Genomic DNA, 6,163 nt, shown 5'->3' on the forward strand with positions numbered 1-6,163 from the left:
GCGGGGTCAGCCGCCGGCGCGGACTCGCTGGGCGAGCGCGAGGGCGTCGTCGAGCGAGTCGAGCGCGAGCTCGACCTTGTAGCCGGTGCCGCGCGGCTTGACCTTCAGCTCGATGCCCAGCGCGCCCCCGAGGGCGTCGGCGATCTCCGACGCGGCAGCCGCCTGGTCGGGGTGCACGGCCTTCGGGGAGGCCTTCCCGGACGTCCTGGTCGCGGCGTCGTTGGCGGCGCGCGCCTGGTCCTCGGTGACGCGGACCGACCAGGCGCCGTCGGCGGCCGCGCGGGCCAGCCGCCGGCGGTCGGCCTGGTCCTCGGCGAGCAGCAGCGCGCGACCGTGGCCCTCGGTCAGCGTCCCGTCCTCGAGCAGCGCGAGCGCGTCGTCGGGCAGGTCGAGGATCCGCAGCAGGTTGGAGATCGCGACGCGGCTGCGACCGACCTTCTTGCCGACGGCCTCGCGCGTGAGCCCCAGCTCCTCGACCAGGCCGGCGACCGCGCGCGCCTCCTCGACCGGGTTGAGGTCCTCGCGAGCCATGTTCTCGACCAGCGCGACCTCGAGCGTCGCGGCGTCGTCGTGATCCTGCACCAGCGCGGGCATGCGCTCCAGCCCGGCGAGCTTGGCGGCGCGCCAGCGGCGCTCGCCGGCGACCAGCTCGAAGCTCCCGCCCGCGCGCGGGCGCACGAGGACCGGCTGGATGACCCCGCGCTCCTGCACCGACTCGGCCAGCGCTTGGAGCGTCGCCTCGTCGAACTGCCGGCGCGGCTGGTCCTTGTTGGGCTTGATGAGGTCGACCGCGAGCTCGCGCAGCTCCGTGCTCGCGCCGTCGCTGCCGGCGGGCGGCGCGGAGACGGAGAGGATCGCGGACAGCCCCCGGCCCATGCCGCGCTCAGCCACGGGCCGCGACCTCCTTGGCCAGCTCGAAGTACGCGTCGGCGCCCGAGGAGTGCGGATCGTGGTGGATCACCGGACGGCCGTAGCTCGGCGCCTCGCCGATGCGGACGTTGCGCGGGATCACCGTGTCGAAGACGAGCTCGGGGAAGTGCTCGCGCACCTCGCGCTCGACGTCGCGGGCCAGCCGCGTGCGGCCGTCGTGCATCGTCAGCAGCATGCCGGCAACCGACAGGCGCGGGTTCAGCTCGCGCTGGATCAGGGCCAGCGTGTCGAGCAGGCCCGCGAGGCCCTCCAGCGCGAAGTACTCGGTCTGGACCGGCACGATCACGCGCTCGGCAGCGACCAGCGCGTTGACCGTGAGCGGGCCCAGCGACGGCGGGCAGTCCAGCAGGATGAACGCGAAGCGCTCGCGCAGCGGCTCCAGCGCCTCGCGGAGGCGGCCCTCCGAGCCCGGCTGGCGGGGCAGCTCCACGTTCGCGCCCGCGAGATCGGGCGACGACGGGAGCACGAACAGCTTGTCGATGTTCGTCGCCTGCAGGGCATCCTCGGCCCGCGCGTCGCCCGAGAGCACGTCGTAGACGTTCGGGACGATGTCCTTCGCGATGCCGAGGCCGACGGTGGCGTTGGCCTGCGGGTCGATGTCGACCAGCAGCGTGTCGTAGCCGGCCTCGGCGATGCACGCCGCGACGTTCACGGCGGTGGTCGTCTTGCCGACCCCGCCCTTCTGGTTCGCGATCGCGTACACGGTGCCCATTCGGCGTCCAAGGTAGCGGCGAACGCGGTCGGACGGAGCGCCGAATCCCGCTCTGCGCGGGAAGGCTCAGGCTCCGGTCGACGCCTGGAGTGGCCGTTTGCGGGCCATTCCTTCGCGCCGCGGGAATCGAGACGGCGTCGACCTGACCTTCAGGTAGACGTAGAGGTGGCGTTCATCGGCCCCGGGGAAGGTCTCCGCGGCGATCGGCGCGAGCGATTCGAGCCCCAGGACGTCCGCAGCGTGCACTCCATCACGCTCCTCGGACGGATCCCTCTTCCCTTTCCATGCGACGAGCCGACCTCCTTCTCGCAACAGCGGGGCCGCGTACTCCGCGAGGACGTTCAGCGGCGCCAGCGCGCGGGCGGTCACCACGTCCTGCGTCCCGGCACCCGCGGCCCAGCTCTCGGCACGGCCGGTCACGACGGCGACGTTGGCCAGCCCGGCCGTCTCCGCGGTGCGCCGCAGGAAGTCGGTCTTCTTGCCGACGCTCTCGACGAGCGTCACGGTCGCGTCGGGCAGCGCCGCCGCCAGCACCAGGCCCGGGAACCCACCGCCCGCGCCCAGGTCGGCGACGGCCCGCGCCGCCCGCAGCGACGGGACGGCCAGCCCCGCCAGCGAGTCGGCGACATGGACATCGACGCCCTGCGCCGGATCGCGCACCGTCGTGATGGACGTGGGCTCGGCCGCGACCAGCTCGAGGATCCGACGGAGCTGCTGCGGCGCTTCTGCCGGCAGCTCCCACCGCTCGGCCAGCTCGGCGAGGCGCAGTTCCACGGGTTCGTCCACCGGCCGGAGCCTAGTGTCCTGAGTCGGAAGATCGGGCGCAGCGGCCGTGATGCTCGGCCCCGGCTGAAGGCCGTCGATGACCGCAGGCGAACCCTTGGTTCATCGAGGATCAGCGGCGGACCTCAGACGGCGGCGAGCGCGCGGAAGCGGCCCGCGGACTTCCGACTCAGGGCACTGGAACGACGACGTTCCACGTGAAACGCTTGCCGCGTGCTCCCTCCCTTCGTCGACACCACCTGGCTCTCCGACCACCGCGACGACGTCGTCCTCGCCGACGTCCGCTTCTACCTCGACGGCAGCTCTGCCCGCGCGGCCTACGACGCCGGCCATCGCGCGGGCGCGGTCTTCGTCGACCTCGACCGCTGGCTCTCGGGGCCCGCGACGTCCGAGGACGGGCGTCACCCGTTCCCCACGTCCGAGACGTTCGCCGAGGGCATGGGCGCCCTCGGCGTCGGCGACGCCACGCCCGTCGTGGCCTACGACGACGACGGCGGTGTGATCGCCGCCCGCCTCGTCTGGATGCTGCGCAGCATCGGCCATCCCGCGGCGCTGCTCGACGCGCCCTGGCCCCCGGAGGACCTCACGACCGACGAGCCGCCGATCACGCCCCGGGTCTTCACGCCGCGTCCGTGGCCGGCCGAGCGTCTCGCCGACATCGACGAGGTCGCGGCCACGAGCAGCACGCTCATCGACGCGCGCTCCCACGCTCGCTACCTCGGCGAGCCCGACGGGATCGACCCCCGCTACGGCCACATCCCCTCCGCCCTCTCCGTCCCCACCCGCGACCACCTGGCGCCCACGGGCGTTCTGCGGCCACAGGACGAGCTGCGCGAGCGCTTCTCCTCGGTCGGCATCACCGCGGCGGCGGACGTGATCTCCTACTGCGGCGGCGGCGTCACGGCGTGCCACAACCTGCTCGTGCTCGAGCACGCGGACCTTGGCCTCGGCCGTCTCTACCCCGGCTCCTGGAGCCAGTGGTCGTCGGATCCCACGCGGCCCATCGCGACCGACGAGCGCTGACCGTTTCATGTGAAACACCCGGGAACGAGGAACGCCCGCGGATCTCCGCGGGCGTTTCACATGAAACGGTCGACTCGGCGAGCGCCTAGGTCGGGAGCGGCGTCACGACCAGATGGCGCTCGGGCTCGTCGCCCTCGGAGTGCGTGTCCACGCCGCCGCGCTCGCGCAGGTACTCGTGGACGTGCTTGCGCTCGCTCGCGGTCATCGCGTCCAGCGCCACGCCGCGTCCGTACTTCTCGGCCTCGATGGCCGCCTGGTCGGCCTGCTTCTCCAGCGCCTCGCGACGCCGGGCGCGGTAGCCCTCCGCGTCGACCACGATGCGCCGGCGCTCGGCCTCCGGGTCCGCCAGCAGGATCCGCTGAGCCAGGTGCTGGACCGCGTCGATCGTCTGCCCGTGGCGCCCGATGAAGATCCCGAGGTCCTCGCCGTGCAGCGTCCCGACCAGGGCCTCGTCGTTCGAGTCCACCGAGATCGTCGCCTCGAGGCCGAGCCCCGCGACGATGCGCTCGAGCAACTCCTGCAGGATCTCCTCCTGCGTCCGCTCCTCAGCCGTCATGCCTATCGTCTCCGTCCGGAACGCTTGCGCTTGCGGGCCCGTGGCGGCGGCGGCGGCGCCTTCGTCACCCGCGACTCCTCGCTGGCCGACGCGGTGGCTGAGCCGTTCCCGCCGCCCGACGACTGCCCGGCCTGCGACAAGCGCGCGAGCAGCCCTCCGCCCCCGGACGCCGGGGCGTCCTTCTGCTTGTCCCCGGATTTCGCTGAGGACTTCGAAGGTGGTCCGAGATCGGGAAGGGGTGGCGGCTCGGGCTGCTTGCTCCCGACCACGCGGCGCAGGAACTGCTGCTGCCCGATGGTCCAGATGTTCGTCGTGATCCAGTACAGCAGCAGGCCCGCCGGGAAGCGGAAGATGAAGCCGACGAACAGGAACGGCAGGACCAGCATGATGATCTTCTGGTTCTGGTCCGCGGTCGCGGTCATCATCAGCAGCGACGACACCAGCTGCGATCCGACGTACAGGATCAACAGCACGACCAGCACGGAGCCGGTCGCCTTGTCGGTGATGTCGTGGATGAACCAGAACTGCGAGGCCGGCGTCTCGCCACACGGCTTCGGGTTCGCCACGCTGGCCGGGTTGATGTCCGGGCAGATGTCGTGCCGCAGGTCCTTGCGCAGCATGTAGAACAAGGACAGGAACACCGGGAGCTGCGCCACCAACGGCAGGCAGGAGGCGAAGGGGTTGACCTTGTGCTCCTGGTAGAACTTCATCGTCTCCTGCTGGAGACGTTGCTTGTCGTCCTTGTACTTCTCCTGCAGCAGTTTCAGGTGCGGCGCGATCCGCTGCAGCGACTGCATCGAGCGGAACTGCTTGACCGCCAGGGGCAGCAGCGCCGCGCGGACGACGATCGTCAGCAGGATGATCGACAGGCCCCAGCTTGCGCCGATGCTGTCGTGGAAGAACTTGAGGATGCTCTCGAAGACGTCGACGAGCGGCTGGAGGATGTTCGCGGTGATGGGGACCATGGCTCAGGCGTGCGGGGGCCGGGCAGGAGAAGAGGGCGGCTCGCCCTGACGGAAGAGGGTCTGGGCCTCGACGGGGTCGTACCCGCCGTGGCTCCACGGGTTGCAGCGCAGCAGTCTCCAGCCCGCCAGGACCAGGCCCCGGAGTATGCCGAAGCGGCCGATCGCCTGCGCGGCGTAGGCCGAGCACGTGGGCTCGTACTTGCAGCGCCGGGGGAAGAGCGGCGAGATGACGCGCTGGTAGGCGACGATCGGCGCGATCGCGATCCGCCGCAGCGGCGACGGACGCGGGGGCTGCTCGTTCACGAGCCCGCGGCGGCGGGCTTCTCGCCCACCGATCGCCCGATCAGCTCGCCGAGCGCGGTCCTGATGCCGTCGAGACCCTCGCGCTCGGCGAGCTCGCGGGCTTCGGGGCGCGCGACGACGACCGCGTCGGAGTCGGCGGGGAGGCGCTGGCCCTCGGTGGCGAACGCCTCGCGCAGCAGCCGCTTGACGCGGTTGCGGTCGACGGCGCCGCCGACCTTGCGCGACACGGACAGGCCAAGGCGCGGGCCCTCCGAGAGCTCCAGCGACGGCGCGGCGGCCGCCGGGGCGGTGCCGCGCGGGAAGACGTACAGCGTCAGGTACCGGTTCCCGATGGACCGGCCCTGGCGGTAGACGCGCTCGAACTCGGCGCTGCGCGACAGCCGGCCCTTCTTGGGCCGTTTGGTGCTGCCCGCGCGCGGGAGCGCGTCGCTCACGTCAGGTCAGACGGTGAGCCGCTTGCGGCCCTTGTCGCGGCGACGCTTCAGCGTCAGGCGGCCGGCGCGGCTCGCCATGCGGTTGCGGAAGCCGTGCGCGCGGGCACGCTTGCGACGCTTGGGCTGGTAGGTGCGCTTCATTGAAGATCGTGCTCCGTCGGGGAGGGTCGTGGATCGACCGGCGGGCCAGTGTACCGACCAGCGCGCACGCTGGTCTTCCACACCGTCCACACCAGTTGCTAACACGCGTGCACAGGCGGGGAACTGACCCCTCCACAGCGGATTTTGACGGCATTTGCGGCGTCGTGCCAGCCGGGGTGCCAACGGCGCCCGACGGCCCGAAGGCACCTGCTACGTTTCTCCCCCGCCGGCGCGGCGAACCACCACGGACCACCCGCCGCCGGCCTCCTCGCTTCAAGTTCTTCAACTCGCTCCGAAGGAGCCGCACGACCCTGCC

General features: G+C 71.9%; 9 protein-coding genes. 1 reads left to right on the forward strand and 8 read right to left on the reverse strand.

Translation table 11 applies throughout. The annotated features are described in order from the left end of the window. Positions 1-6: 6 nt before the first annotated feature. The 3 genes from DSM104299_RS29265 to rsmG all read right to left on the reverse strand — a co-directional run bounded on the left by DSM104299_RS29265 (position 7) and on the right by rsmG (position 2,428). Complete coding sequence (locus DSM104299_RS29265) at positions 7-891, reverse strand: ParB/RepB/Spo0J family partition protein (RefSeq protein WP_272475213.1); 885 nt, start codon at positions 889-891, stop codon at positions 7-9. Then, positions 884-1,642 carry a ParA family protein gene (locus tag DSM104299_RS29270; RefSeq protein ID WP_272475214.1) on the reverse strand — a complete coding sequence of 253 codons (759 nt, stop codon included), beginning with the start codon at positions 1,640-1,642 and terminating at the stop codon, positions 884-886. Before DSM104299_RS29270 ends, DSM104299_RS29265 begins: the two co-directional genes overlap by 8 nt. 66 nt (positions 1,643-1,708) lie before the next feature. After that, positions 1,709-2,428 carry a 16S rRNA (guanine(527)-N(7))-methyltransferase RsmG gene (rsmG, locus tag DSM104299_RS29275; protein ID WP_272475215.1) on the reverse strand — a complete coding sequence of 240 codons (720 nt, stop codon included), beginning with the start codon at positions 2,426-2,428 and terminating at the stop codon, positions 1,709-1,711. Between the two features lie 210 nt (positions 2,429-2,638). Here rsmG and DSM104299_RS29280 point away from each other — a divergent pair, with 210 nt between their 5' ends. Then, the gene (locus DSM104299_RS29280) at positions 2,639-3,448 is read left to right on the forward strand and encodes a sulfurtransferase (RefSeq protein ID WP_272475216.1); all 810 of its coding nucleotides are present in this window, start codon (positions 2,639-2,641) and stop codon (positions 3,446-3,448) included. 85 nt (positions 3,449-3,533) lie between these two features. Here the strand turns inward: DSM104299_RS29280 and DSM104299_RS29285 are convergent, their stop codons facing one another. From DSM104299_RS29285 to rpmH, 5 genes are read right to left on the reverse strand one after another with little or no spacing between them, the layout of a single operon-like run. Beyond that, on the reverse strand, positions 3,534-4,004 hold the full coding sequence (locus tag DSM104299_RS29285) for a Jag family protein (protein WP_272475217.1): 471 nt from the start codon (positions 4,002-4,004) through the stop codon (positions 3,534-3,536). A 2-nt stretch (positions 4,005-4,006) separates the two neighbouring features. Next, complete coding sequence (locus DSM104299_RS29290; protein WP_272475218.1) at positions 4,007-4,969, reverse strand: YidC/Oxa1 family membrane protein insertase; 963 nt, start codon at positions 4,967-4,969, stop codon at positions 4,007-4,009. Between the two features lie 3 nt (positions 4,970-4,972). Next, entirely contained in the window at positions 4,973-5,272 is a 300-nt protein-coding gene (gene yidD / locus DSM104299_RS29295) for a membrane protein insertion efficiency factor YidD (protein ID WP_272475219.1), read from the reverse strand. Beyond that, the gene (gene rnpA, locus DSM104299_RS29300) at positions 5,269-5,706 is read right to left on the reverse strand and encodes a ribonuclease P protein component (RefSeq protein ID WP_272475220.1); all 438 of its coding nucleotides are present in this window, start codon (positions 5,704-5,706) and stop codon (positions 5,269-5,271) included. Before rnpA ends, yidD begins: the two co-directional genes overlap by 4 nt. A gap of 6 nt (positions 5,707-5,712) precedes the next feature. Further along, positions 5,713-5,847, reverse strand: coding sequence for a 50S ribosomal protein L34 (gene rpmH / locus DSM104299_RS29305; RefSeq protein ID WP_272475221.1), 135 nt, complete (start codon positions 5,845-5,847; stop codon positions 5,713-5,715). Positions 5,848-6,163: the final 316 nt, after the last annotated feature.

Source organism: Baekduia alba, assembly GCF_028416635.1.
In the GTDB taxonomy this organism is placed as follows: Bacteria; Actinomycetota; Thermoleophilia; order Solirubrobacterales; family Solirubrobacteraceae; genus Baekduia; species Baekduia alba.